Genomic DNA, 25,732 nt, shown 5'->3' on the forward strand with positions numbered 1-25,732 from the left:
TATTAAACCAGTATAATTTAATGAAATTATCCAAAGTAATAAATCAATTAAACTAAACAAAATCATTGAACAAACTAATATAACAATAATTTTTTAAGAAAAATATGAACTTTTTCATTTTACCTCCAATAGTTATTTATAATTAAACTAGTATTATTATGGTTTTCTCTCCCCACAAATCAAAAAAGAAAGTGATAAAAATTAAGAAAATTTTAAAAATAATTTCAATATTATTGCCTATTATTGGAATTATAAACTTTTTAATCAATCCTATCGAGAAATTAATTACTACAATTAATTTTGTAAAATGAATATTTAAAAATATTAGTCAAATAAATGCAAAAGAAATATTTTTTACAACATTATTTATATTAATAATTATTGCATTCATAATAAAAATATATATTATATTCAAAAAAAGATTTTAAAATTTTGTGGGGAGAGAAAACCATAATAATAACAAAATTTAATTATTTAAAACAACTAACTATTTTAAAAACCATTCACAATAAAAACCACGTTAAAAATAAAATTACAATTCAAATACCAATCATAAGAGTTAAATATTCATTTTGTGTTAAATTTCAAGTTGTAATACTTTCAACGTTAAATTTGTCAATAAACAAAAATATATGAATAAAAAACTCTTTTAATTTTTCTCAATCATTTTGCATTTTTAAAAACTCCACATTTTTTGAATAAGTTTAAAAAATATTCCAAAAAATAAAACAATAAATAATACAAAAGATATAACATATAAAAATTCAGGGGCATTTGAACCAATAATATAACTAACAAATTGAACTCAATAGTCATATAAACTCATTTAATTTAAACTTTCTAGGTCTTTAATTAATTGTTGTTCTTTTTCATCACTTCAATTTGTTAAATTATTGTTAGTCGTTTTTACTTTTTTAGGTTCATTTTGAAATAAAGCTTTTTTCATTTGTGTAAAATAATTTTGTTTATATTGATTGTATAAATTTATTAATTCTGTTCCAGTTAAATACTTTCATACATGACGTTTTAAATTTTCATCATATTTTACAATAGGATAAGAATTATCATAAATCAAACCGATTGCTACTTGTTCTGAGTGTTTTTCACTCGGATAAATAAACTTATTACTCAATCAAAAACCAATATGGCGATTATGATTAGGTAAATTTATAAAACTTGCTTTTTCTGTTTCAAAAACTATCAATTCTTTACGAATAAAATAATTTTCTACATTTTGATTTTTCTTAACAAAATTACTCAATTTTATCAACTCCTTAATAAACATTGTTTCTAATTAACAATGTTATAAATATTGTTAAATATTGCTTATCTATTGTTAAATAAACACTGTTAATAAACATTGTTAAATATAAAAATGATAAAAATTGGCACACTGAAAAATACTATTAAGTTTAAAATAATAGTTATATAAAATAATAAATTAATAAAATATAAATAAACTAGTGTGCCTTAACTAATACAAATAATTAGTTATAATAAATATTAAAATCCTTTAACCATAACACGGAAAAAGTTTAAAATCTTAATGATAACAAAAATACCAAATGGAATTAAAATAATTCACGCATCACCTAAAAAGGTCATTAATTGTGGTAATACAGCATAAATTGCTTCTTTAACTTTCATCATTGCTTGTCCTAATCCACTTCAAATAGAACCCATTCCATCTGAAATAGTAGGCGTATCTGCTGCTAAAAAATTAACCGCTGTTGTTAAATACATACCTAACATTATTTTTTATCCTCCTTACTTTCAATTTCTTTTTTATCTTTTTTCTTTCCTCGAATTTGACGAATTTTTTGATAAATCGATAAACCAATTCAAGCAAAAATACCTAATATAATAACAACACTAAATATTGTCGTTAATCAACCTGGCATAATATATCTCCTTTCAATAAATTAAAAAATTGAAATTTGCAAACTCGCTCCGCTCGTTGTCGCTTTGCTCCATTAAAAAACATTATTGAATAAATTATCCGCTAATAAATTACGCGGAATAATTTATTCTTTTACTTTTTAATTTCAATATCTTTTGCAATCTTATTGACAGTATTAATAACATTATCTTTACCGTACTTTTTCACTAACGACCGCAAAATCAAATATTGCTTTGTTTGCATAATTTCAACTCCTTAAAACTAACTTAAAAAAGTTAACTAAATTGATAGTTAACTTTTTATGGTTTGGCATTTACAATTTACAATTAAAAATTATTTTAACTACTTTGAAAGATGATTTTTATTTAACTTGATGAAATCAAAGTCAAAATGGTAATAATCCTAACCCATATAATCAATTTTATTGAAAACCGGATAAGGGTAGTAGTGTTAGTGAAGCAATAGGCTTTAAAATTTTATTTAATAGACTTCTTGCGATACCCCTTTTTATTAAAATATTATTATAAAATATAATTTATGAGGACATAAAAATATGAAAAATAATAAATTTAATACTCTTAATGATAGAGAATGGTTAAGATTAACAGAAATAAAAAAATCCACTTTTAATAAAATGTTAGATATTTTAAAAGTTGCTGAAATAGAAAAATTTAAAAAAGGTGGTAAAACTAATAAATTATCATTAGAAAATAGATTATTGATGACTTTATTATATTGACGAGAATATCAGACTTATTTTCATCTTGGTAAAAGTTTTGATATTAGTGAGGCTAATTGTTATCGTAATATTAAGTGAATTGAAGATATTTTAATTAAAAACTCTGATTTTCAACAACTTGCTGGTAAAAAAGCACTAATAAATGATTATTTTAATGATAAAACTATTATTATTGATGCTACCGAAACTCCAATCCAACGCCCAAAAAAAGACAAAAACAATCTTATTCTGGTAAAAAGAAAAAACACACGATCAAAACACAAGTAATTATCGAACAAGAAACCAAAAAAATTATTGCAACAAGTTTTTCGCTCGGAAAAAAACATGATTATGCTTTATTTAAAGAATCAAAAATCCCAATTTTAAAAATACCAAATTAATAGTTGATAGTGGTTATCAAGGAATACAAAAAAATCACAATAATGTTCTAATACCTACAAAGAAAACAAAGAAAAACCCTTTAAACAAAGAACAAAAGCAATATAATAGACTAGTTTCAAAAATGAGAATTATTATTGAAAATATTTTTGCTATTCTTAAAAAATTTAAAATTATTACAGAAAAATATCGTAATCGAAGAAAAAGATTTGGTTTAAGATTTAATTTAATTGCCTCAATTTATAATTTACAATTATTATATTTAACATAAAATATTTATTTAAAATTAAATAATTTAAATAATAAATTAATTTTTCGTTGTGGAAAAATATTAAATTTTTAAATAAAAAACATAATTAATTAAAATTATATTTTTCTATTAGTATCTTTTTTACAAATATTTGCAATTTTTTAACAAGTAATGCAAGAAGTCTATTATACCTTATTTTCTAATTCCTAATTCTTCAATGATTGCTTTATATTCATTAAAATCAGTTTTAATTAAGTAAGCAAGCAAATGCTTTCTTTGTGCTACTTTTTGTAATAAACTTCTTCTTGAAACAATATCTTTACGATGAATTTTCAAGTGAGCAGTTAAATTGTTAATATCTTCTGTTAAAATAGAAATTTGTACTTTTGTTGAACCAGTATCTTTAGCATTTTGACCAAATTTTGATACTAATTCTGCTTTTCTTTCTTTTGAAACCATTATAAATTTCTCCCTTCATTGTTGTGGCTCATAACGTTAAATCAAAGCATTTAAGAAAGGGTTATCTTAAATCAACGAAATAACAACCTTATTAATATTATGCTTTATTTGCAAAAAATGCAAGAGTATCAGCTAAATCTTGTTCTAAAAGATTAACTAATTCGGTTAAGTTATTTATTTTAATATTTTCACGCAAATATTTTTTAAAATAAACAATAATTTCTTGTTCATATAAATTTAAATTAGCATCTAATAAATATGTTTCAACAACTTCTTTTCCTTCAAATAACCGATATGAAGTCATTGATGGGTAAAGATGTCCTTGTGCTCACGTTTCTGTAACATAAACCCCATAAGGCAAAATTACTTTTTGTGGTAAATACATGTTGGCAGTTGGAAAATTAATTGTTCGCCCAATTTGTTTCCCTGGTTTTACTTTCCCACACAAATGATAATCTTCATATAATAATTTATTTGCAGCTGGTAAATCATAATTTAATAATAAATTACGAATTGTTGTTGAAGAAAAAACATCATCTTGCCGATTAATTAAATAAACATTTTCTTGACCAAAAAAAGTAATAATTTGTTTAAAATCCCCTTCGCGATTTTTCCCAAACCGAAAATCAGATCCAATTACAATTTTAATAACATTAAACCGTTCTTTTAATATTGTTAAAAATTGTTGCGCTGATAAATTCATAAATTCACTTGTCACTGGAACGTCTAAATAATAATCAAAATTTAATTTTGCTGCTGTTTCCTGTTTTGACCTATTATCTAATAATTTTGTATCAGTTTGATGTAAAAAATCAGTAACACTTTGTGACATTGTAAAAAATAATGCCGCTAAATTTTGTTCTGCTTTAATTTCCATTAAACGATTAATTAGTTTTAAATGCCCTAAATGAAAACCATCAAATAGCCCTAAGGAAACAATTTTTGCTTCATTATTAGCTAATTTATTTCATGTTAAAATTTTCATTAATAATGATCATCCTTATCTATTTTTTGTTGTTGATTTGTATCAATATTTGCTCATAATCCCCGTTGACAAGCATAAACATGTTTACCAATATGTTTATAAATTGCTAAAACATTTTTGTTTTTATCAATGATAAAAATAATTGGATCAGTATGATTAATAATAACAATTGGTTTTCCTTGTCTAATTTCTTCATCATAATGATAAAGTAACAACTGTTGTTTATTTGTAAACAAGGCATCATACATTGAAATTAAACGATTAAAATTTACTTCTTCTGGAGCAATTGCTTTCGATAACAAAAAGTTTCCTGATTGTGTTCGACATAAACTCTTAACCGTTGCAATTGTATTTAATTTTGCAGCAAGATCAATAACTAAACTACGAATATATGTTCCTTTGGTACATAATACACTAAAGGTAATGGTATGGTCATGATGATTATATTTTTTCAACTTAATTTCCTTAATCGTAACTGTTCGTGGTTTAATTTCAACTTCTTCATCGCGCCGAGCATATTCATAGAGTTTCTTCCCATTAACTTTAATAGCAGAATATTTAGGCGGATATTGCTCATACATAAACCCATTAAATTCACTAAAAATTTTTTTCAATTGTTTTTTGCGCAGTTTAAAGGGAGTTTCTTCCTTAATAACATTACCAGTAATATCACCAGTATCTGTTTCAACAAATAATTTCATTTCGACATCATAAGCTTTATCTGCTGTTAACAAATATTCACTCATTTTCGTAGCATTATTCACTAATACCACTAAAAGACCTGTTGCTAAAGGGTCTAAAGTTCCAGCATGGCCAACTTTTTTAATCATCAAGGTTTTTTTAATATCTTGAATAATTTGATGACTTGTTTTCCCAACTGGTTTATTAATTAAAAAAATACCATCATGCATATGTTAAAATCACCCACTTCTTGATTCATTAGACTTCTTGCATTACTTGTTAAAAAATTGCAAATATTTGTAAAAAAGATACTAATAGAAAAATATAATTTTAATTAATTATGTTTTTTATTTAAAAATTTAATATTTTTCCACAACGAAAAATTAATTTATTATTTAAACTATTTAATTTTAAATAAATATTTTATGTTAAATATAATAATTGTAAATTATAAATTGAGGCAATTAAATTAAATCTTAAACCAAATCTTTTTCTTCGATTACGATATTTTTCTGTAATAATTTTAAATTTTTTAAGAATAGCAAAAATATTTTCAATAATAATTCTCATTTTTGAAACTAGTCTATTATATTGCTTTTGTTCTTTGTTTAAAGGGTTTTTCTTTGTTTTCTTTGTAGGTATTAGAACATTATTGTGATTTTTTTGTATTCCTTGATAACCACTATCAACTATTAATTTGGTATTTTTTAAAATTGGGATTTTTGATTCTTTAAATAAAGCATAATCATGTTTTTTTTCGAGCGAAAAACTTGTTGCAATAATTTTTTTGGTTTCTTGTTCGATAATTACTTGTGTTTTGATCGTGTGTTTTTTCTTTTTACCAGAATAAGATTGTTTTTGTCTTTTTTTGGGCGTTGGATTGGAGTTTCGGTAGCATCAATAATAATAGTTTTATCATTAAAATAATCATTTATTAGTGCTTTTTTACCAGCAAGTTGTTGAAAATCAGAGTTTTTAATTAAAATATCTTCAATTCACTTAATATTACGATAACAATTAGCCTCACTAATATCAAAACTTTTACCAAGATGAAAATAAGTCTGATATTCTCGTCAATATAATAAAGTCATCAATAATCTATTTTCTAATGATAATTTATTAGTTCTACCACCCTTTTTAAATTTTTCTATTTCAGCAACTTTTAAAATATCTAACATTTTATTAAAAGTGAATTTTTTTATTCCTGTTAATCTTAACCATTCTCTATCATTAAGAGTATTAAATTTATTATTGTTCATATTTTTATGTCCTCATAAATTATATTTTATAATAATATTTTAATAAAAAATGGTATCGCAAGAAGTCTAATGTATAAAACCCCTAAAATCAGTAAGACTGGTCAACTTGTATCTCAGCCATAAATCAAAGTTTTTGCTGGAACACCTGCCGCAAACAAAATTACAATTATAATAAATTCAAGCAGCGCCAATAAACATTAAAATTTTTGGTTATGTCAAATTTTTCATATTTTTTCTCCTTTCGATAATTATAGTAATTATACCGGAAAATTATGAAATTATTTTGGCATTTTTATAACCTTCAGTATTAAAAGAATTAAAATTTTTTGATTTTAAGAATATCAAAACATCGGAAGCACGAAAGTTATTATTAATTGCAGGAATTAGTTGTGGTGAAATATATTGGGCATTATTATCACCTTTAATTGTAAAGTAAAAACCTCAGTGGGGTAGAAGATATTTTACTTTGTTAAAACTATTATTTATTCAATCTTCTTGATAATTTAAATCAATTCGAAATACATTGTTGGATGGGTTAAGATAAATTGGACAACAATAATGTGGAGTAAGGATTATAATTAAATTAATAAATGGAGGTGTAATTATGGCAAAGAATCATTATACCGATGAATTTAAACAACAAATTGTTAGTCTTTATAAAACAGGTAAAACAGCAAAACAATTGTCCAGTGACTATCAGGTCGGTAAATCAACAGTTTGAAAATGAATTCATGAATTCAATAATTCTGGTTCATTTAAAGCAAAAGATAATCGAAGCCCAGAAGAAAATGAACTAATTCATCTAAGAAAAGAAATTAAACAATTACGAATGGAAAATGATATTTTAAAGCAAGCCACACTGATAATAGGCAAAAAATAGTAATTATTAAAAACAACAAAGAAAAATATGCAATTACTAATTTATGCAAAACACTAAAAGTTCCTAGATCAACGTTTTATTATCAATTGAAATAAAATAATCCTAAATCAAACCATACTATTGATAATGCTGTTATCAGTATTTTCTTAAAAAGTCGTAAAAATTATGGCACAAGAAAAATTAAAGTTATGTTAGCACAACAAAATATTTTATTATCACGAATAAAAATTAGTAAAATAATGCAAAGATATAACTTAATTTCCAATTATACAAAACTTAAATATAAACATCAAAGTAACAAAAACGCTACATACAAATATCATAATTTGTTAAATCAAGAATTTAATAATTATAAACTATATGAAGTTGTTGTCAGTGATTTAACACAAGTTGCTATCAATAGCAAATGATATTATGTGTGCTTTCTAATTGATTTATTTAATCGTGAAGTTATTGGTTATGATGTTAGTTCTCATAAAGATGCCAAATTAGTTGAAAATACTTTTAAAAAGCTTAGTTTTTCTTTAGATAATATTAAAATATTTCATACTGATCAAGGCAGCGAATTTAATAACAATATCATTTACAATCTTTTAGCTAAAAACAATGTTGCAAAATCTTATAGTAAACTAGGCTGTCCTTATGATAATGCTGTTTCTGAATCAACCTATAAAATTTTAAAAACAGAATTAATTAAAAACAGAAAATTTAAAAATATTGAACAATTTAAATTAGAATTATTTGACTATGTTAATTGATACAATAATGTACGAATTCACAGCAAATTAAATTATTTAACACCAATTGAATATAAAAATCTTTACTCTACATAAAATTTGTCCAAAAAACCCTTGCCATTCCAAATCAGCTAGTTGATTAACTAAAACTAAGATTAAACCAATTAAACAAAAAAACACAACATAAAAAAAGAATTAAATATTTATTTTTTCGAAAAGCAGTCCGAATTGTTAATTTTTGTTTGGTTGTAAAGTCATCATTATGTGAATTTTGACGAGCTTTCCGTGACTGTCGTCACCATCAACCACCACTTGCAATTGATAACAATGTAAACAATACAACCAAAACAATTAAGACTGATACTGGAATATTACTTGCTTGCGCATTTAAATAAAACATTAAAATCACCTATTTAATAAAAAAATAACACTAATAGTGTTATTTTATCAAAAATTTAAACATTTAAAGCACTTTTTGTTGTTTTTTGTACTAAAGCTAATACTTCTTCAGCGGTTTGACAAGTTAGAGCTTTTGCCACTAATTGTTCCATCGCTGGAACTTCTAATTTGCTAATAACTTGACGGGCATTTAAAATACTTGTTGCTGACATTGAAAAGTAATCTAACTTCATTCCCATTAAAAGGGGAATTGCTTGTTCTTCTCCCGCCATCTCACCACACATTCCAACTCATTTGCCTTCTTTATGAGCTCCATCAATAATTGTTTTGATTAAACGTAAAATTGATGGATTATATGGTTGATATAAATAAGCAACAAATTGACTCATCCGATCAGCTGCCATTGTGTATTGAATTAAATCGTTTGTTCCGATTGAAAAGAAATCAGCATATTTTGCAAACTGGTCCGCCAACATAGCTGCTGATGGAATTTCCATCATCATTCCAATTTCAATATTATCCGCAACTTGATGTCCGTCTTTAATTAGATTTGCTTTTTCTTCTAATGTAATTTCTTTTGCTGCTTTAAATTCATCAATTGTAGAAATCATTGGGAACATAATACCAAGTTTCCCGTGGACACTCGCGCGTAATAAAGCTCGTAATTGTGTTCGAAACACATCCGTTTTATCTAAACATAATCGAATCGCACGATAACCTAAAAATGGATTCATTTCTTCTGGGAATTTAAAATATGATAGTTTTTTATCTCCCCCAATATCCAACGTACGAATAATTACTGGTCGGTTTTGCATTCCTTCTAACACGCCTTTATATGCTTTATATTGTTCATCTTCCGTTGGAAAATGATCATTATCCATATATAAGAACTCACTTCTAAAGAGTCCAATTCCTTGGCCACCATTATCTAACACCCCTTGAACATCTTTTGGGGCCCCAATGTTACCTTCTAAAACAAATTTTTGGTATCCATCTTTTGATACGGTGGGTTTATCTTTAAATGCTAATAATTCTTGTTGCAATTGGAAAAACTTTGTTCGTTCTGCGGTTCAAGTTTTAATCTCGTCAGCTGATGGGGCTAAAATAACCTCCCCAGTTGTTCCATTAATCATCATCACTTCATTATGTTTTGCCTGTTTTGTAACATCTTTTAGGCCTAACACTGCCGGAATTTCTAAACTACGAGCCATAATAGCGGCATGGCTAGTTCTTCCCCCCATATCACAACTAAATCCTTTTGCAAATTTAGGGTCCAATTGCGCTGTTTGTGATGGTGTTAAATCTTCTGCGACAATAATAACTTCTTCATTAATTGTTGCTAAATCTAACACCGGCACATTTAAAATATATTTAATTAACCGATCAGTTACATCTTTGATATCCGCTGCTCTTTCCTTAAAGTATGGATCCTCCATTCCAGCAAATATTGTAATAAATTTCTGTGCAACAGTATGAATTGCATACGCCGCATTGTTTTTATCATTATTAATCATTTTTTTTGCTTCATCAATCATCGCTGGATCCTGTAAAATCTGACTATGGGCTTCGAAGATCGCCGCTTTCTCAGCTCCCAATTTTTCTAAGGCAATTTCTTGTAATTTTTCAATATCAGCATTTGCCTTCTTCATTGCTGTTTCTAAACTCTTAATTTCACTAGCTGAATCAGAAACCGTATTATTTGAAATCTCATATTTTGGTTCTTCTAATTTAAAAACTTTTGCAATTGCAATTCCATTACTCGCACCTATTCCGTGCAGTTTTTTTGACATAATAAAAATTCCTCACTTCTCTTTCTACTAAAACTATTTTTATTATATACTGAAAATTGGAAAATTACTGTAATTTAAGCATAGTTTTCATCCTCAAATTATTATTTTTATTACAATTTGCAAAGTTCATCAAAAATTATTTAAAAATTAAAATGATACCCCAACTCACGAATCTTATAAACTAAATTATTAGATGTGTGGCACTCCCACATTTCCTGTTTTCTATTCTTTTGTAAATATATTCAGCAAGAGTTATAATGATATGGATTATTTAATAGACTTCTTGCATTACTTGTTAAAAAATTGCAAATATTTGTAAAAAAGATACTAATAGAAAAATATAATTTTAATTAATTATGTTTTTTATTTAAAAATTTAATATTTTTCCACAACGAAAAATTAATTTATTATTTAAATTATTTAATTTTAAATAAATATTTTATGTTAAATATAATAATTGTAAATTATAAATTGAGGCAATTAAATTAAATCTTAAACCAAATCTTTTTCTTCGATTACGATATTTTTCTGTAATAATTTTAAATTTTTTAAGAATAGCAAAAATATTTTCAATAATAATTCTCATTTTTGAAACTAGTCTATTATATTGCTTTTGTTCTTTGTTTAAAGGGTTTTTCTTTGTTTTCTTTGTAGGTATTAGAACATTATTGTGATTTTTTTGTATTCCTTGATAACCACTATCAACTATTAATTTGGTATTTTTTAAAATTGGGATTTTTGATTCTTTAAATAAAGCATAATCATGTTTTTTTCCGAGCGAAAAACTTGTTGCAATAATTTTTTTGGTTTCTTGTTCGATAATTACTTGTGTTTTGATCGTGTGTTTTTTCTTTTTACCAGAATAAGATTGTTTTTGTCTTTTTTTGGGCGTTGGATTGGAGTTTCGGTAGCATCAATAATAATAGTTTTATCATTAAAATAATCATTTATTAGTGCTTTTTTACCAGCAAGTTGTTGAAAATCAGAGTTTTTAATTAAAATATCTTCAATTCACTTAATATTACGATAACAATTAGCCTCACTAATATCAAAACTTTTACCAAGATGAAAATAAGTCTGATATTCTCGTCAATATAATAAAGTCATCAATAATCTATTTTCTAATGATAATTTATTAGTTTTACCACCTTTTTTAAATTTTTCTATTTCAGCAACTTTTAAAATATCTAACATTTTATTAAAAGTGGATTTTTTTATTCCTGTTAATCTTAACCATTCTCTATCATTAAGAGTATTAAATTTATTATTGTTCATATTTTTATGTCCTCATAAATTATATTTTATAATAATATTTTAATAAAAAAGGGTATCGCAAGAAGTCTAATATAGTTTTTTTATTTTTGTATTAATCAAAGTACATTTTTAAATTAAATTATTATTAAATAATAAAAAATTTTAATTTTAGTTATGTTATTAATTATTTGATTATAAAATAAAGCAAATTTATTTACTAATAAAAAACATTAATTAAAATTAAAAAATAGTAAAACATTTATCATATCATCAAGTATCAAAATCATTAAAACAAAATATTTTATCAATATTATACATTTATAGTTCAATTCTTCGTTTGATAATGATAAATGCGGTACATGACTTTGATTATGGTCATTTAAAATAATCAACAAATATTAATTATCAACAGGGAGAACAAAGCAATATGAAAACAGTAGAACAAGCAATTAAATTTTGCCGTTCAATGTCTGGTTTTAATACAAATAAAAAAATAAAAAAAAGATTTGAACTTAATTTTAAATGCTGGTCGGTTAGCTCCAAGTGCACTTGGATCAGAACCAACAAGAATTTTAGCAATAAGAAATAATCATGTTAAAGAAAAACTAGCTGAAATTTCTTATGATGAACCAAACTGAAAAAAGGTGAAAACAGCAGATGTTTTAATTCTTTTTGTATCAGTAAAAGGAGATATTTTAAACAGTAAAACATTTATTAAAAATAGATTAGATAGATGAGGTTTACCAGAAGACCAATTAGAAGACCGCGTTGATTCTTATTTAGAATATCTAAAACAATTTGATTGTGATAGTTATTCAATCAACCAAGAATTTATATCTGCAGCATATATGAGCTTACAAGCTGCATCAATAGAAGTTTATTCAATAATCATGCAAGGTTTTAATTTAACTAAGTTAAATGATTGTTTAAATAAAAAAGGATATATAAATAAAGAAAAAGAATCTGTCCATTTATCAATGGCAATTGGTTTATCTAATAAAGAACTGAAAAATAAAATTTATCCACAACTTCGATTATCATCAGAAGAATTCTACACATTAATCGACTAAAAAAATACCCTTAATTGAAAATATTAAGGGTATTTTTTTATTTAGTTTATTCTAAACAAAATCAATATAATTGTCTACAATATTGTGGTTAAATCAACTGCTTCTGCAATACATAGAATAAATAATGATTAGATCGGTTTTATTAACAAGTAACTAAAATAATAGTTTTAGCATATTTGCTCTTATCATTTATTTAACAAAATAAAAAATGCTTTTTCATTTTAAAGATAGCGCGGAAGATTATATCAACGACTCTTAATAATTCCGTTGGTAAAGATTCGATATCAATAACTGCCAATAAATAACGTATGATTATTAAAATTAAAATTTTGGTAAGTCTTTTCTGACATTTGACGAAGTTTTCTGGCTCTATAAATAACAAACCATCTTTCATTACACAAAAAAGCATAATCTGGAATTAACTCGGTTAAATCAAGTGTTCCTCCTGAAGTTCTCAATTTTCTTTGTACACAAAAAATAAATAATTTATTATTTTGATTGTTTAATTTTCATCTTTTATGAAATGATTTAAAATTAAAACAACAATTATCACAAATTGGATGTAAAACATCAGCACGCATTTAAAAAATGTTCCCCTCTTTCTTTTAAATTAAGTAATAGCGTTAGTTTAAATAAAAAAATTTGTAAATAAAATATAAATAGAGTTTATAGTTTTTTGCTAATTAAATTATAATGGATTTTTTATATTTTTAAATATATTTATTATTATATTAAAAAAAGACACTCATGTCTTTTATCAAATAATTTGTAGTTAACTCTTGTAAAACAAACAAATAATTTGCTGAGATTAAGCAAATTATTTGAATCAATATTTTGTTTTCCTACTGTTTGTAAATTTATCTTAAATTAGATTTTATTTTTTGTTTCACCAGTTGTTAAAATTTCTTTTAAATTTTCATATGTTGTTTCAATCATATTTTTAACCGCTTCATCGGTATATGAACCGACGTGTGGAGTAATAATTACCCGTGGATATAATGTTAATAGTTTATTAGTAATGTCATCTGGCATTTTTTTCACCCTTAAAATCTTTAAAGAAAACATCACCTTCATTTTCTAAAACATCTAAGCCAACCCCTTTTAAATGGTTTGACTTTACTGCTTCATAAACAGCTTCACTATCCATTAATTGTCCTCGTGCGGCATTAATTAAAACGGACCCTGGTTTCATTTTTGTTAAAAATTCTTTATTAACTAAATGATGATTTTCCTCTTTAATATATGGACAATGCAATGAAATTAAATCTGATTCTTTAATTAATGTGTCTAAATCAGTATAAGTTAAAATTTATTTTGCTGCATCACTTTCATAGATATCTTGTCCTAGAACTTTTGCTCCCATCCCATGTCATGCTTTTGCTGTCTCAAATCCAATGCGTCCTGTTCCAATAATTCCAATTGTTGAATTACGAATTTCTTTTGCAAACATAAAATCATCAACCTTAAAATTAGTATTTTTTTCATTATTCGCCATATAAAATAAATTTCGTAACAAAGCATTTCCCATTGCAACCGCTAGTTCACTCACAGCATTTGGTGAATAACCTGGAACATAAGCCATCTTAAATCCTAATTCATGCGCTTTTGCTAAATCAATGTGATTATACCCAACTGTTCTTGTCAATAAATATTTAACACCATATTCTTTCATCTTTAATAAGTTTTCCTCATAACAATCACAATTAGCTCGCACCATGACAGCATCATGGCCTTTCGTTGTTGCAATATTATCTTTTGTTAAATATTCTTCGATTAAAGTTAACTCATAACCATATTTTTCATTTAACTGTTCAAAAAATGGACGTTCAGTTTTACGAACCCCATAACAAACCATTTTAATTTTTGTACTCATTAATATTTTCTCCTAATTTGTATTAATTGTTATTTTTCCTAATATGTAAATAATGAAGTTGCTCCAATTGCTGTTGTAATAATTACTCAGAATGGTAACGAAATAATTGAAAATAACGTTGAAACTAATGTTAAGTTACTTGTTAACATTGGTTGTTTATTATAGCCAATTGAATATGCAACAATTACCGAAGCTGGTGGTGCTGCTAACATAATAACAATTACCGCTAATCCGATTGAATCTAATTTTCATGCGCCAGTTTGTTTTCCAATTACGGCAAAAATAACTGCCAACACTAACCCAACCACTGGTGCTAAAATAACTTTCATCATCATTCCATACCATACTTTTTTATCTTGCATTGCTTCGCGAATTTTTCCTTTCGCCAATGTCATCCCAATTGCTAATCAAGCTAATGGTGTACAGACTCCTTCTAATGTTTTTGTTATTTTAAATAATGGTGGAAAAGAATTATCTAATCGTAATGGTGAAAAGAATTTACCACTACCAATCGCATTTTGATCAGGAACAACTGCAATTCCTGGAATTAACTGTGTTACTCAAAAGATAAATCCAATAATTGTTGCAATTAAAATTGGATTAACAAAAATTTGTTTTAAGTTTGCTTTAACTGTTGCCATTTTTTTAGCTCGCATTTCAGCTTTTACTTGGGCATAACCGGCTGGATCCATTTTGACATCAACAACTGTTTCAACTGTTGTTTGCCCAACTGGTGCTAACTGACCTGCCACTGGTTTACTCATTACAATAAACCCTAATGAATATAAGAATACTCGATAAGGAATATTAAAGATATTAGCTGGTAAAGCTGCTTTCCCTGCTCCGAATAAAGCAGTCACAACTGGAATTCCGAAGAAAGTAGTTGAGGCAAAAACAGTACACATTGCTAAAGTATCTCGAACATCTTGATCATATTTAATGTAAAAATATTTTGCAACAATTCCTAAAATAATATAAAATAAAAATCCCACTAATAAAATGGCTGCTTGTGTTTTAACTTGTTCAACAGTTGTATCAGCCATAAACCCATCAAATGCTAAACATGGTAAACCAACTACCATTACAATTTTAATTAAAACTGCTTCTCAGTCTTTTTTAAAGGTTCCCCGTTTTGTTAAAAATCAACCCAAAAAAATCACAAACATCGTCGCAATAATTGCACTTCAAAAGCCCCATGCTTTTAAAGTATCAACAACCGCTTGCCCAACATCCGCTTGTAAATATAAATGCATTAACTTGCGTCTCCTCTCATTTTTTCTAATAATGTACTTTTGTACTACTAATATTATACAATAATAGTGGTAAATTTTGACAAATTAAAAAACTAACTCTCGTTAGTTTCTTAAATCTTATAATTCAATTAAGACTTTAATTCCTGGCCCCATTGTTGTTGTAACAGCAATATTCTTAATATATGCTCCTTTAACAGCAGCTGGTTTTGCTTTCCGAATTGTCTCATAAATTACATCATAATTAGCTTTTAAATCTTCTGCTTTGAATGATGCTTTTCCAATAATTGAATGAATGTTTACATTTTTATCAACACGATATTCAACTTTTCCTTTTTTAACATCATCAATCGCTTTTGTAACATCTGGTGTAACAGTTCCTGTTTTAGGGTTTGGCATTAGACCTTTTGGTCCTAATAATTTCCCAATTTTCCCTAATTCAGCCATAATATCTGGTGTCACAATAATTACATCATAATCAAATCAATTTTCTTTTTGAATTTTTTCAATTAAATCTTTTCCCCCAACAAAATTTGCCCCAGCTGCTTTTGCATCAGCTTCCTTATTATTTGTTAAGACTAAAATTCGTTGTGTTTTTCCAGTTCCTTTTGGTAAAACAACTGCTCCCCTAATTTGTTAGTCAGCATGACGAGGATCAACATTTAAATTAAAAGCAACTTCAACTGTTGAATCAAATTTTGTTGTTGCTGTTTTCTTTGCCAATTCAATTGCTTCAGTAATTGGATAAACTTTGTTTTTTTCTACTAATTCAACAGCTTGATTATATTTTTTTCCAAATTTTGCCATTGTTAGTTTTTCTCCTTCTTACTTGGCATACCGTCAACAACAATTCCCATATTACGAGCAGTTCCTTCAATAATATGCATTGCTGCTTCAACATCGTTTGCATTTAAGTCAACCAACTTATATTCAGCGATTTTACGAACTTCGTCTGCTGAAATAGTTGCAACTTTTTCATCCTTTGCTTTTGCCGATCCTTTTTGGATTTTAGCAGCTTTCTTTTAATAAGATCGCTGCCGGAGTAGTTTTTAATTCAAATTTAAATGATTTATCATCAAATGCTGTAATCACGACTGGTACAACATCACCTATACGGTCTTTTGTTGCATCGTTGAACTGAGTACAAAACTGCGGCATGTTAATTCCTAATGAAGCTAACTCTGGCCCCGGTTTTGCTTGCCCAGACTGAAACTATAATTTTGCAATTGTAGTAATCCTTGCCACGAGCAATTTCCTCCTTTTGAATTCTCGCTGTGGTCCAAACGTAATGTTAACATTACTACCACATTTAAGCATATTCTACTAAGTAGAATAAATGCCTAATTAATTATAACAATAAGTTAAGAAAAAGCAACTTTATTTTAATTTACTTTTTAACCATTAATTAAAAAATGAAAGAACCAATAAAGTTCTTTCATTTTAATATCATGTTATCTTGTTTTTGGATAAACATAATCTGATGGTTTAAAAACAATTCCGTAGATATTTACAGGTCATGGCGTATAATAAATATTATTAGTTGTTGCATTAACTCCAAAATTAAAACGCAAACTATAATTTCTATTTGCATAAATACTTAATGACCGATCGCTTCCGATTACAGGTACCAAATCAACAACTTCTGTTGTTACTCAAAATTTATCAATATCTGGTAAAATTTGATTTTGTGGATCAGTTTTAAATTTATTTAACAGCATTTTTCAAATTTTACGGTGTGACAAACCATCAGTTTTAACTTGTTTTTCTAGACCATTTCAATAATCAACATCTAAAAACAAAGCACCTTCTTTTCAAACCTTAATATCTCAAGTAATTTTATAATAGACTTCTTGCGATACCCTTTTTTATTAAAATATTATTATAAAATATAATTTATGAGGACATAAAAATATGAACAATAATAAATTTAATACTCTTAATGATAGAGAATGGTTAAGATTAACAGGAATAAAAAAATTCACTTTTAATAAAATGTTAGATATTTTAAAAGTTGCTGAAATAGAAAAATTTAAAAAAGGTGGTAAAACTAATAAATTATCATTAGAAAATAGATTATTGATGACTTTATTATATTGACGAGAATATCAGACTTATTTTCATCTTGGTAAAAGTTTTGATATTAGTGAGGCTAATTGTTATCGTAATATTAAGTGAATTGAAGATATTTTAATTAAAAACTCTGATTTTCAACAACTTGCTGGTAAAAAAGCACTAATAAATGATTATTTTAATGATAAAACTATTATTATTGATGCTACCGAAACTCCAATCCAACGCCCAAAAAAAGACAAAAACAATCTTATTCTGGTAAAAAGAAAAAACACACGATCAAAAACACAAGTAATTATCGAACAAGAAACCAAAAAAATTATTGCAACAAGTTTTTCGCTCGGAAAAAAACATGATTATGCTTTATTTAAAGAATCAAAAATCCCAATTTTAAAAAATACCAAATTAATAGTTGATAGTGGTTATCAAGGAATACAAAAAAATCACAATAATGTTCTAATACCTACAAAGAAAACAAAGAAAAACCCTTTAAACAAAGAACAAAAGCAATATAATAGACTAGTTTCAAAAATGAGAATTATTATTGAAAATATTTTTGCTATTCTTAAAAAATTTAAAATTATTACAGAAAAATATCGTAATCGAAGAAAAAGATTTGGTTTAAGATTTAATTTAATTGCCTCAATTTATAATTTACAATTATTATATTTAACATAAAATATTTATTTAAAATTAAATAATTTAAATAATAAATTAATTTTTCGTTGTGGAAAAATATTAAATTTTTAAATAAAAAACATAATTAATTAAAATTATATTTTTCTATTAGTATCTTTTTTACAAATATTTGCAATTTTTTAACAAGTAATGCAAGAAGTCTAATATTTATAAAAGGCACTAATAATTCGACCAAAATTTTTAATTTTTTCAATCATTCCATCACGCGTAATCCCAACACTTAAATAAAATGGTTTACCATCATTTAACACTACACCAGATAATGGTACTCCCGCTACCAAAATTTTTGCTAAGTTAATTTTAAACTGCCCTAATTGTAATTTTGGACCTAACGTGCTTGTTAGAATATTTAATTTTTCTCCATAATATTCTAAAAAGTTTTCTGATGTTAATTTATCGGGAGCATAACCAGTATTAACCCACGTATATTTTTCATCATCAGGAATAACATGGGTAACACCATTTGTATCTGGATTAATAATTGAATTTAATAAAACTAAAATTTGTTCATCTTTAGTATAAGTAATACTATTTCGAATTTCACCAAATTCATCATCAGCCTGTAAGGCTGTATTTAATTCCTTTTGAACAATTCCATCTAACATACTATGATCAAACGCATAATTTAAATCAAAATTTTCATAAATATTTCGAAAAGCTGGATTTTGATCCACAATAATGTCCTTAGCCATTGAATTGAAAAACTTAACAATTGATTTTGAAACAGCTCCTGTCACAGCTGCTAAAATTTCTTGCATTTTTACTTTATCATTGGTAATAGTATACTGAATCAAAAAAGGTACACGTGTTTCTAATGTTTTAAATTGAATTTTAACTGCTAACTTAAAGTCTAACCGAACTCCTTTTAAATTGTTAACATCAATATTTACTAAAGAGCCTAATTTAGCAATATCAATATAATTTAACATAAATTTATCATCTTTTGAATCAGTGCTTAAAGGCATTGTATCAATATAATAATTTGAATATTGATCAGCAATTTCACGGTTAACATTATTAAAAACAGCCATAAAACCATTTACTAACGCTTGCAATGCTACACCAACATTGTGATCATCTAATTTTAACTCCTGTTGAGGACTACCGCTAGTAACCATTGTAAATAACTTTTCAAACTCTTGAGTTGAATAGTCATGAATATCAACTAATGTTTTTTCCATTGCATATGTTTGAAAAACGGTACTAACTTTTTTACTAATTTCATTCAAGATTTTTAAATCACCTTGATAATCAATACCCCTATTTTCATCTGAATTACTCTTTGGTCTTTCAACACAACTAATAATCAAACTCGGGCTGACAACACCAAAATTAAAAATTCCTAGTATTACTAATAATTTTTTCATAATGTTTTCTCCTTTTAAAATATTTTGTGTTAAATATTCGTGATGATTATAATAAAAAAAAGCAAGTGTCAAAATAACAACACTTGCGACTTTACTAAGATATACTGGTAAGTTTAGACATTAAATATTCTAAAATTACGACTTTGTTGAACAAACATCTATAACTATCAATTTATCATTCTTGAACAAAATCATATAACTTGTTCGCTACTATTTGATGTATTTGTCACGATGGATGAAGTTGATCAAAGAAAAAATAATCATCTGGATTGGCATCTTTTGGAACATCAGGATTAGGATTAGCTAGGATTTCACCAAGCATTCTCCCTACCACGAGTGGTGTACTTCTAGAAAAGTTAACAGTAACATCAGCATTTTCACGTAATTTTTTAAATTCCTCAAATAAATTTGACATATTATTGTATAAACTTCATTGTTTAACAACATTTTTATAATGACCATTTATATTTTTAACAATTTCTGCTGTCTTTTGGTTAAACATTTTTGAAAAATTTGTAATAATTTCCTTAGATTTTTGATTTACAGATTTATTATTAAATTCTGGAACTAAACCCATATTAGGTGGACTCATTAGTAGAACCCTTTTAGCCCCATTATTCGCCAACATATACAAAGCTATTTCATATCTTTAATAATTTTATTTAAAGCTTTTACACGCTCATTATGGTTATTAACTAAACTAATGATATTACGTAAATCATTCCCTCCAATTGAAATCAAAATTAAGTCATTTGAATTAATGATGTTTTGACTAATTAATTGTCCCGTTTGTTTGCGAATGCTGAAATTATTATATATCATACTTGCCGTAATACTATTATATTCACTTGCAGTTGCCCCAGCAATTGCAAAATTACGATTTCATTCATCTGGAAAATTATTTTGGTCAGCAAGTTTTAACTGTGAAAACTGTAATTTATTAGACTTCTTGCATTACTTGTTAAAAAATTGCAAATATTTGTAAAAAAGATACTAATAGAAAAATATAATTTTAATTAATTATGTTTTTTATTTAAAAATTTAATATTTTTCCACAACGAAAAATTAATTTATTATTTAAATTATTTAATTTTAAATAAATATTTTATGTTAAATATAATAATTGTAAATTATAAATTGAGGCAATTAAATTAAATCTTAAACCAAATCTTTTTCTTCGATTACGATATTTTTCTGTAATAATTTTAAATTTTTTAAGAATAGCAAAAATATTTTCAATAATAATTCTCATTTTTGAAACTAGTCTATTATATTGCTTTTGTTCTTTGTTTAAAGGGTTTTTCTTTGTTTTCTTTGTAGGTATTAGAACATTATTGTGATTTTTTTGTATTCCTTGATAACCACTATCAACTATTAATTTGGTATTTTTTAAAATTGGGATTTTTGATTCTTTAAATAAAGCATAATCATGTTTTTTTCCGAGCGAAAAACTTGTTGCAATAATTTTTTTGGTTTCTTGTTCGATAATTACTTGTGTTTTGATCGTGTGTTTTTTCTTTTTACCAGAATAAGATTGTTTTTGTCTTTTTTTGGGCGTTGGATTGGAGTTTCGGTAGCATCAATAATAATAGTTTTATCATTAAAATAATCATTTATTAGTGCTTTTTTACCAGCAAGTTGTTGAAAATCAGAGTTTTTAATTAAAATATCTTCAATTCACTTAATATTACGATAACAATTAGCCTCACTAATATCAAAACTTTTACCAAGATGAAAATAAGTCTGATATTCTCGTCAATATAATAAAGTCATCAATAATCTATTTTCTAATGATAATTTATTAGTTTTACCACCTTTTTTAAATTTTTCTATTTCAGCAACTTTTAAAATATCTAACATTTTATTAAAAGTGGATTTTTTTATTCCTGTTAATCTTAACCATTCTCTATCATTAAGAGTATTAAATTTATTATTGTTCATATTTTTATGTCCTCATAAATTATATTTTATAATAATATTTTAATAAAAAGGGTATCGCAAGAAGTCTAATGATATTTATAATATGTTTTTAAACCGAGGTGCTTTCTTTGAAGATGGTGGTAATAATCGTAAAATGTGAAATATTGCACAAAAGATTCAATCTTCAATTTATAATGTAATGAGCGTTGTTGAAGGGGTAAACAAGATTGCTAATGGTTATCAAAGTCTCTATAAAAATAATAATACTAGTGATAAACAAATTCAAACTGGGCGAAATAATTTAAGTCGGAACTTAAAGAGCGCAATTGGTAGTTCAGCTGGTAAAATTTTAAGTAAGTTAAAACTTGTTGGTAAAGTTCTCCCAATTGCTAATATTTTTAGTGGAATATGAGAGTTAAGCAAAACTTTTAGTTTTATTTCTTTAAAGACAATGGAATATAAAATTGATCATAATAATTCAATATATTATGTGACACCAACATTTAAATTACCAATTTTTGATATTGAATTAACATCTTCTCAGTCCAAAACAAGGGTAACACCATTAGCAACTTCAGCATTAAATTATATGTTACCAGATGGCAAAGATGCTAAAGGCCAAAAGTTATATGAATTTAATGATCAATATTATTTATCAAAAGATGCTGTAAAAGCAGATTTAATTCGACAAATTTATTTACATCCAGAGCGTTATGTTCCAAATAGAAAATTAATGATTAGTATTATGGCAAAAGATGTACCATACTGATTACCCGAAACAATTAGTAATGCAAATATTTGTGGGACAACAGCTGATGATACTAATTGTATTAATCAGGTTGATTATGATTCAACCTTAAACGAGGAAAAAGATCAGTTTATTAATCAAATTTTTACAACTTATTTTAAACCAAGACAACAAAGTTTTTATTTAGATGGTTTTGGAAACTATTTTTCAAGTAAGGATGAAGCATTAGCTAGTTTAGCTGAGAATGTTGCGTTAGCTAACTTTGATGTTTTATATCGTTATCAAACAAGAACGGGAAAAGAGTTTTTTGCTAATAGTAAAACTGAAATTATTAATTTTATTAATAACAATGAAATTATTGATAATAAACAAGTTATTAATAGTGATTTAATTACAACATCACATTATGATACATTATCAGATTATTTAGGAATTAAGTTTGAACTTTATATCTTAGAATATTATGGTGATCACAAATACTTTATGTCGCACCAACAAACGTGAAATTATCTATGAAATCATATTAATTATCAAATCTTAAACTTTGATGCAACAATGAATAGTTTTCAGTTTGGTGAACATGCCTTTTTTAATGAAAATGATTTTATTGCTTGAATTAATGTCAATATTATTCGAGTGCAAGGGAAAAAAGATGATAGAAAGGTTGTGAATTAAAAATGTTAAAGTTATTAGTGCTAGTAACATCAATTTTTACTATTACTCCAACAGTAACTTCTAGTATTTATTATACGGCAGTTGCACCAACAAATCATTATGCGATTAGTCGCGAAGTTCTTCGAGAAAATATTTTAGCTAATCGTGTTTATGGTGGTCAAGTTAATTATAGTGAATATGATGGTCAAACCTTTCAATCTGATGAAGCATTAAATGAATATTTATTAAAAAATAATAAGGTAACTACCATGTTAACTGCTTCTAATCCAAATAAAATTATTAAAAATTATGAACATATGACATTAGATGATAAGAAAATTTATGATGCTGATTTAAATAATTTTCAACAATTGTATCGTGATGCTTTTGGGAATGTGGCATATAGTCGACAAGATGCGTTAAATACTTATGCAAACTAAGGGTTAGTAAAACCACAATACAGTTATGATGGTTTTTATTGGTTTGATACACCAGAAGAAGCAAAGATTAATGAAAAATATAAAATGAAAATTAATAAATAATTATATTATATTTATAATAATCAATATTATAATGCTTTTAATAATCAAGATATTAATGCCTTGGTTTCCTTAATGGAAGAGGGTTATTATGCTAATATTAACCAATCATTGCTAGGAAAACCATTAGTAAAACCAATTGTTGAACAAGGAAATATTAAATTAATTTATGATTTATTAAAAAAAGATCTACGCAAAGATTTTAATGGTGATTATTATAATGATGTTGCTAAAACCGAAACGAGATATCGGTTAGCAATTGCTGCAACAGGCACTAATCGAATAACAGTACAATATTCTGATTTAAATGGTAGATATTTAACAGGAGAAGATTATTACGCTGGAACTAGTCCAATTTTGGAATTCACAGATGTTGGCGTGAAAAAAAGTGGTCAAGATCTTATTAATTGATTTAAGAATACAGGATATTGAGTACCAAGAAAACAAGGAAGTGTTGGCTTAGGACATAAATATTGAACCCGTCAGTTTACTGGAATTTATAAAAATCAACGTGTTAAGATGCAAATTAATTTAGTTCCAAAATGAAGTTATGGTTTTGGAAAGACAAAAGCACCTGATATTAATAGTTATAGTGTCGTTGACCAATCGGTGGGGAAAATTAAGTTATATGCTAATCCGAAGCAGAATGATGATCAGTTTTTAGATGCTACCGCAGAGAAAAAAGGAGTTTTTTCGAATGGGAATATTACGACTGAAGAAAAAACCCACTTTTATGATACTTGATATGACCGTTATTTTAATAGTGTTTTAACTAATTTTTGTTCAAATAATAACCGTCAAGTAACATATCAAGATATTAAAAAAGGTAATTATCTTACAAATCCTACTTTTGAGAGTACTAATGGGAAAGGATTTATTTATAAGGATAAAGCTTATGATGTTAATTATAACAAAGGATATAGCCAATCCTTAATTCAAAGTTATTTAAATTGAATTCCTGTTAAAGAAAAGTTATTAGCAAAGCCGGTTGTTCATGATGGTCAGTATTATTATCAATTACGACCAGATTTTTTAGCAACAGCAGAACAATTAGATAAATTCTTATATTTAGAAGGAAGCTTTCAGACAAAGTTAATGTATTCGTATTCTCCTGATCCTGATGTTTCTGATCGTGATGGGCGAATGTTAGCAGCAACATTACAAGAAGCAAAGGAAAAAGAATTAATTAATAAGGACCGAACATTACGGAAACAATATTTAGCGTATGATGTTTTTGGTAATAAAGAAGTAACAACAAGTAGTGCCAGGGAGGTAATCCAACAGTTAACTAATAAAATTCAGTTAACATCAAAGTTTGTTCATAAAAATGAAATTAAAACATGAAACTTAAAAATGAAAAGATCATGAGATTTAATAATTTCTGATGGACGTTATGTTGTATATCGAATTACTGATCCAAATCAAGCGGGGAAATTTATTTATTTTTCTTCACAAGATGTCGCATTAGCAGCCATTAAAACGGCGGCAAAACTTAGTTCAGCGGTTAATAAACTTGAAAAATCAGTTTATTTATATAGTTATACAACTCAATCAAAATCAGTTGTTCCTTTTGTCTTTTATGATAATGATGTTGATAGTGTTATTACCAAGATTTATGAATATGAACAATGAAATTAAGTTTTTAAGTGATTTTTGTTGTTTTAATAAATTAAAATAAAGACTAGCCATGTGAAATATATTAATTGGTATTCAAAAGGGTTAGTCTTTTCTTCATTAATTATAAAATGTTTAATAATTTGTTTGAGGGATGATATTTTTTTATTTTATTGAAAATTAGTTATTTTTTATTTTTTTTGATAAAATAAATAAG

29 protein-coding genes and 4 pseudogenes are annotated in these 25,732 nt (G+C 26.0%); 11 read left to right on the forward strand and 22 right to left on the reverse strand.

Annotated features, from left to right (window positions below):
• Positions 1-470 precede the first annotated feature (470 nt).
• From MSROBK_RS06085 to MSROBK_RS06100, 4 genes are all read right to left on the reverse strand, one after another.
• Positions 471-674: a DUF2649 family protein gene (locus tag MSROBK_RS06085; protein ID WP_040092609.1), complete on the reverse strand. Its 204-nt coding sequence runs from the start codon at positions 672-674 to the stop codon at positions 471-473.
• Between the two features lie 152 nt (positions 675-826).
• Positions 827-1,261: a DUF3627 domain-containing protein gene (locus tag MSROBK_RS06090; RefSeq protein WP_040092610.1), complete on the reverse strand. Its 435-nt coding sequence runs from the start codon at positions 1,259-1,261 to the stop codon at positions 827-829.
• A 242-nt stretch (positions 1,262-1,503) separates the two neighbouring features.
• The gene (locus MSROBK_RS06095) at positions 1,504-1,752 is read right to left on the reverse strand and encodes a hypothetical protein (protein WP_040092611.1); all 249 of its coding nucleotides are present in this window, start codon (positions 1,750-1,752) and stop codon (positions 1,504-1,506) included.
• Complete coding sequence (locus tag MSROBK_RS06100) at positions 1,752-1,901, reverse strand: hypothetical protein (RefSeq protein ID WP_084217950.1); 150 nt, start codon at positions 1,899-1,901, stop codon at positions 1,752-1,754. The genes MSROBK_RS06095 and MSROBK_RS06100 overlap by 1 nt, the downstream gene beginning before the upstream one ends.
• 283 nt (positions 1,902-2,184) lie before the next feature.
• Between MSROBK_RS06100 and MSROBK_RS06105 the strand changes: the two genes are divergently transcribed.
• The 4 genes from MSROBK_RS06105 to MSROBK_RS13625 are packed head-to-tail and all read left to right on the forward strand — an operon-like array spanning position 2,185 to position 3,288.
• Positions 2,185-2,427 carry a hypothetical protein gene (locus tag MSROBK_RS06105; RefSeq protein WP_040092612.1) on the forward strand — a complete coding sequence of 81 codons (243 nt, stop codon included), beginning with the start codon at positions 2,185-2,187 and terminating at the stop codon, positions 2,425-2,427.
• Between the two features lie 26 nt (positions 2,428-2,453).
• On the forward strand, positions 2,454-2,906 hold the full coding sequence (locus tag MSROBK_RS13615; RefSeq protein WP_052443503.1) for an IS5 family transposase: 453 nt from the start codon (positions 2,454-2,456) through the stop codon (positions 2,904-2,906).
• Entirely contained in the window at positions 2,891-3,019 is a 129-nt protein-coding gene (locus MSROBK_RS13620; RefSeq protein ID WP_416375025.1) for a hypothetical protein, read from the forward strand. The genes MSROBK_RS13615 and MSROBK_RS13620 overlap by 16 nt, the downstream gene beginning before the upstream one ends.
• The gene (locus tag MSROBK_RS13625) at positions 2,986-3,288 is read left to right on the forward strand and encodes a transposase family protein (RefSeq protein WP_416375439.1); all 303 of its coding nucleotides are present in this window, start codon (positions 2,986-2,988) and stop codon (positions 3,286-3,288) included. Before MSROBK_RS13620 ends, MSROBK_RS13625 begins: the two co-directional genes overlap by 34 nt.
• A 171-nt stretch (positions 3,289-3,459) precedes the next feature.
• On the opposite strand, the gene rpsO is transcribed toward MSROBK_RS13625, so the two are convergent.
• The 6 genes from rpsO to MSROBK_RS06135 all read right to left on the reverse strand — a co-directional run bounded on the left by rpsO (position 3,460) and on the right by MSROBK_RS06135 (position 6,842).
• Positions 3,460-3,726 (reverse strand): 30S ribosomal protein S15, encoded by a 267-nt coding sequence (rpsO, locus tag MSROBK_RS06115; protein WP_040093642.1) that lies wholly within the window; start codon positions 3,724-3,726, stop codon positions 3,460-3,462.
• A gap of 97 nt (positions 3,727-3,823) precedes the next feature.
• Positions 3,824-4,711, reverse strand: a complete 888-nt coding sequence (locus MSROBK_RS06120) for a riboflavin kinase (protein WP_040093643.1) — start codon at positions 4,709-4,711, stop codon at positions 3,824-3,826.
• Complete coding sequence (gene truB, locus MSROBK_RS06125) at positions 4,711-5,622, reverse strand: tRNA pseudouridine(55) synthase TruB (protein ID WP_040093644.1); 912 nt, start codon at positions 5,620-5,622, stop codon at positions 4,711-4,713. The genes MSROBK_RS06120 and truB overlap by 1 nt, the downstream gene beginning before the upstream one ends.
• A 193-nt stretch (positions 5,623-5,815) precedes the next feature.
• Complete coding sequence (locus tag MSROBK_RS13630; RefSeq protein ID WP_416375044.1) at positions 5,816-6,214, reverse strand: transposase; 399 nt, start codon at positions 6,212-6,214, stop codon at positions 5,816-5,818.
• The gene (locus MSROBK_RS13635) at positions 6,199-6,651 is read right to left on the reverse strand and encodes an IS5 family transposase (protein WP_040093645.1); all 453 of its coding nucleotides are present in this window, start codon (positions 6,649-6,651) and stop codon (positions 6,199-6,201) included. Before MSROBK_RS13635 ends, MSROBK_RS13630 begins: the two co-directional genes overlap by 16 nt.
• Before the next feature lie 26 nt (positions 6,652-6,677).
• Positions 6,678-6,842 (reverse strand): hypothetical protein, encoded by a 165-nt coding sequence (locus tag MSROBK_RS06135; protein ID WP_157944239.1) that lies wholly within the window; start codon positions 6,840-6,842, stop codon positions 6,678-6,680.
• Positions 6,843-7,255: 413 nt separating this feature from the next.
• On the opposite strand from MSROBK_RS06135, the gene MSROBK_RS06145 reads away from it, so the two are divergent.
• Positions 7,256-7,531 carry an IS3 family transposase gene (locus tag MSROBK_RS06145; protein WP_040093310.1) on the forward strand — a complete coding sequence of 92 codons (276 nt, stop codon included), beginning with the start codon at positions 7,256-7,258 and terminating at the stop codon, positions 7,529-7,531.
• A gap of 119 nt (positions 7,532-7,650) precedes the next feature.
• On the forward strand, positions 7,651-8,364 hold the full coding sequence (locus MSROBK_RS06150; protein ID WP_206780849.1) for an IS3 family transposase: 714 nt from the start codon (positions 7,651-7,653) through the stop codon (positions 8,362-8,364).
• Between the two features lie 359 nt (positions 8,365-8,723).
• On the opposite strand, the gene ptsP is transcribed toward MSROBK_RS06150, so the two are convergent.
• From ptsP to MSROBK_RS13645, 3 genes are all read right to left on the reverse strand, one after another.
• Entirely contained in the window at positions 8,724-10,457 is a 1,734-nt protein-coding gene (ptsP, locus tag MSROBK_RS06155; protein WP_040093646.1) for a phosphoenolpyruvate--protein phosphotransferase, read from the reverse strand.
• A 439-nt stretch (positions 10,458-10,896) separates the two neighbouring features.
• Positions 10,897-11,295 carry a transposase family protein gene (locus MSROBK_RS13640; RefSeq protein ID WP_242441474.1) on the reverse strand — a complete coding sequence of 133 codons (399 nt, stop codon included), beginning with the start codon at positions 11,293-11,295 and terminating at the stop codon, positions 10,897-10,899.
• The gene (locus tag MSROBK_RS13645; RefSeq protein ID WP_040092446.1) at positions 11,280-11,732 is read right to left on the reverse strand and encodes an IS5 family transposase; all 453 of its coding nucleotides are present in this window, start codon (positions 11,730-11,732) and stop codon (positions 11,280-11,282) included. The genes MSROBK_RS13640 and MSROBK_RS13645 overlap by 16 nt, the downstream gene beginning before the upstream one ends.
• A gap of 485 nt (positions 11,733-12,217) precedes the next feature.
• Here MSROBK_RS13645 and MSROBK_RS06165 point away from each other — a divergent pair, with 485 nt between their 5' ends.
• Positions 12,218-12,781, forward strand: coding sequence for a nitroreductase family protein (locus MSROBK_RS06165; protein ID WP_040093647.1), 564 nt, complete (start codon positions 12,218-12,220; stop codon positions 12,779-12,781).
• A 221-nt stretch (positions 12,782-13,002) separates the two neighbouring features.
• On the opposite strand, the gene MSROBK_RS06170 is transcribed toward MSROBK_RS06165, so the two are convergent.
• The 6 genes and pseudogenes from MSROBK_RS06170 to MSROBK_RS06195 all read right to left on the reverse strand — a co-directional run bounded on the left by MSROBK_RS06170 (position 13,003) and on the right by MSROBK_RS06195 (position 17,703).
• On the reverse strand, positions 13,003-13,362 hold the full coding sequence (locus MSROBK_RS06170; protein ID WP_040093648.1) for a hypothetical protein: 360 nt from the start codon (positions 13,360-13,362) through the stop codon (positions 13,003-13,005).
• 286 nt (positions 13,363-13,648) lie between these two features.
• Positions 13,649-14,654, reverse strand: a pseudogene (locus MSROBK_RS06175) (NAD(P)-dependent oxidoreductase).
• Positions 14,655-14,692: 38 nt separating this feature from the next.
• Positions 14,693-15,907: an AEC family transporter gene (locus MSROBK_RS06180; protein WP_040093649.1), complete on the reverse strand. Its 1,215-nt coding sequence runs from the start codon at positions 15,905-15,907 to the stop codon at positions 14,693-14,695.
• Positions 15,908-16,024: 117 nt separating this feature from the next.
• Positions 16,025-16,711 (reverse strand): annotated as a pseudogene (rplA, locus tag MSROBK_RS06185) (50S ribosomal protein L1).
• 2 nt (positions 16,712-16,713) lie between these two features.
• A pseudogene (rplK, locus tag MSROBK_RS12370) lies at positions 16,714-17,149 on the reverse strand (50S ribosomal protein L11).
• Positions 17,150-17,355: 206 nt separating this feature from the next.
• Complete coding sequence (locus tag MSROBK_RS06195) at positions 17,356-17,703, reverse strand: hypothetical protein (RefSeq protein WP_040093652.1); 348 nt, start codon at positions 17,701-17,703, stop codon at positions 17,356-17,358.
• Positions 17,704-17,815: 112 nt separating this feature from the next.
• Here MSROBK_RS06195 and MSROBK_RS06200 point away from each other — a divergent pair, with 112 nt between their 5' ends.
• Complete coding sequence (locus MSROBK_RS06200) at positions 17,816-18,652, forward strand: IS5 family transposase (protein ID WP_040093653.1); 837 nt, start codon at positions 17,816-17,818, stop codon at positions 18,650-18,652.
• Between the two features lie 161 nt (positions 18,653-18,813).
• Here the strand turns inward: MSROBK_RS06200 and MSROBK_RS06205 are convergent, their stop codons facing one another.
• From MSROBK_RS06205 to MSROBK_RS06215, 3 genes and pseudogenes are all read right to left on the reverse strand, one after another.
• Positions 18,814-20,040: a hypothetical protein gene (locus MSROBK_RS06205; RefSeq protein WP_040093785.1), complete on the reverse strand. Its 1,227-nt coding sequence runs from the start codon at positions 20,038-20,040 to the stop codon at positions 18,814-18,816.
• A gap of 172 nt (positions 20,041-20,212) precedes the next feature.
• Positions 20,213-20,632: an SGNH/GDSL hydrolase family protein gene (locus MSROBK_RS06210; protein ID WP_105628947.1), complete on the reverse strand. Its 420-nt coding sequence runs from the start codon at positions 20,630-20,632 to the stop codon at positions 20,213-20,215.
• Positions 20,633-21,145: 513 nt separating this feature from the next.
• Positions 21,146-21,981 (reverse strand): annotated as a pseudogene (locus tag MSROBK_RS06215) (IS5 family transposase).
• Positions 21,982-22,063: 82 nt separating this feature from the next.
• Between MSROBK_RS06215 and MSROBK_RS06220 the strand changes: the two are divergent.
• The 3 genes from MSROBK_RS06220 (at position 22,064) to MSROBK_RS06225 (ending at position 25,539) form a co-directional block, all read left to right on the forward strand.
• Positions 22,064-23,383 (forward strand): hypothetical protein, encoded by a 1,320-nt coding sequence (locus tag MSROBK_RS06220; RefSeq protein ID WP_174842684.1) that lies wholly within the window; start codon positions 22,064-22,066, stop codon positions 23,381-23,383.
• 2 nt (positions 23,384-23,385) lie between these two features.
• Positions 23,386-23,802, forward strand: a complete 417-nt coding sequence (locus tag MSROBK_RS11670) for a hypothetical protein (RefSeq protein WP_227991132.1) — start codon at positions 23,386-23,388, stop codon at positions 23,800-23,802.
• A gap of 174 nt (positions 23,803-23,976) precedes the next feature.
• A complete protein-coding gene (locus tag MSROBK_RS06225; RefSeq protein ID WP_227991134.1) occupies positions 23,977-25,539 on the forward strand; it encodes a hypothetical protein in 1,563 nt (520 codons plus the stop codon).
• Positions 25,540-25,732 lie beyond the last annotated feature (193 nt).

This window comes from Spiroplasma poulsonii (assembly GCF_009866525.1).
GTDB lineage: Bacteria > Bacillota_I > Bacilli_A > Mycoplasmatales > Mycoplasmataceae > Spiroplasma > Spiroplasma poulsonii.